This window comes from Paenibacillus periandrae, from assembly GCF_022458865.1.
Lineage (GTDB): Bacteria > Bacillota > Bacilli > Paenibacillales > NBRC-103111 > Paenibacillus_S > Paenibacillus_S periandrae.
In genome coordinates this window covers 1-1442 of the sequence record NZ_JAJNMU010000084.1, presented here as the reverse complement: position 1 = coordinate 1442, position 1442 = coordinate 1, and the positions used below count along the sequence as shown (strand labels likewise).

Sequence of the window (1442 nt, the reverse complement as noted above, 5' to 3'; positions counted from 1 at the left end):
CTCTCGATCTCTGACCGGATCGTCGTTATGAATGCCGGACGGATCGAGCAGATCGACCCGCCGCAGCGAATTTATGATAACCCCGAAACGCTGTTCGTCGCTCAGTTCATCGGGCGTATGAATTTCCTGCCTGGACGGGGAGAGGGAGATGCCGTCGACATTCAAGGCCGCCGCTTTCAGATCGAGAGGAGCTTGCAAGGCAGCGTCACAGCGGCGATCCGGCCGGAGGATGTATGTATCATCCATTCGGCTAACGGAGAAAGCTCGCCGGACACAGAGACATTCCTCGCAACCGTACGGCAGGTCATGATTCTCGGCCATTATGCGGAAGTGACGGTTGACACCGCTGCAGGGGCTATCAAGCTGTTCGTCCCGCGGGAACAAGCGGCTCTGCTGCACCATGGGCAATCGGTTCCTATCGGTTTTACGCGGGTAACCGCATTTGCAGGATAAAATCACAAAGAAAAACTATTAGGAGGAACCCATTGTGAAGAAGTGGATGAAAAGAATGCTAAAAGGCAAGACGCTTGCGCTCGCCAGCGTGGCACTCGCAGTAGGTATCAGCGGCTGCGGCAAGACGGATCAAGCAGCACCTGGCGGCAATGCGGCCGGTTCTGTCGGCACAACAAAAGCTGAAGCGGCGAAAGACCAAAAACCGGTAGAACTGAACTTCTACTTCTCCGGCTCCGCGAACGTGAAGGAAATGTGGGAGACGCTTGCGCCCCAATTTGAGAAGGCAAACCCCGACATTAAGGTCAAACTAGTGCATCTGCCGGACGGTCAAGCGGAAGGCGCTGCCGTGGACAAAGTGCTTGGTGCCAAGAAAGCTGGCCAAAAGAGCGTCGACGTTGATGTGTTCGAAACCGGACTCAGCAATCTTACCAAGGGCGAGAAAGACGGAATATGGATGAAACTGGATCAAGCGATCATTCCGAACCTGAGCAAGGTAGATTCCGCTTATATGAACGACGTACATCAGCTGGCTGTACCGTACCGCGCTTCTTCCGTCATTCTGGCATATAACAGCAAGAATGTGCCGACGCCTCCGAAGACGGCTGACGAGCTGTACGACTGGATTCGCAAGCATCCGGGCAAATTCGCTTACAACGATCCGGCAACGGGCGGTGCCGGTTCATCCTTCGTACAAACAGCGATTTACAATTTCCTGCCGGCAGATGCGATCCACAACCAGGATCCGGCTATCACGCAGCAGTGGGATAAAGGCTTTGCGCTCCTAAAGGAGCTTGGCCCTTACATGTATCAAAAAGGCGTATATCCTAAGAAGAATCAAGGTACCCTTGACATTCTCGCCAGCGGCGAAGTCGATATGATTCCGGCATGGTCGGATATGGGTCTGGAGCAGCTCAGCAAAAAGATGCTGCCGGATACGATCAAATTGACACAAATCGAGCCTTCCTTTACGGGTGGCCCTTCCTACATTG

At 53.7% G+C, this 1442-nt stretch carries 2 protein-coding genes; both read left to right on the top strand.

Translation table 11 applies throughout. From position 1 onward, the window contains the following. Nucleotides 1-453 (top strand): TOBE domain-containing protein (locus LRL21_RS44610; RefSeq protein WP_275901214.1); only part of this gene is annotated, 453 nt, incomplete at its 5' end. Nucleotides 454-487: 34 nt separating this feature from the next. Next, the coding region (locus tag LRL21_RS44605; protein WP_240422187.1) for an extracellular solute-binding protein at nt 488-1442 on the top strand (955 nt) is incomplete at its 3' end.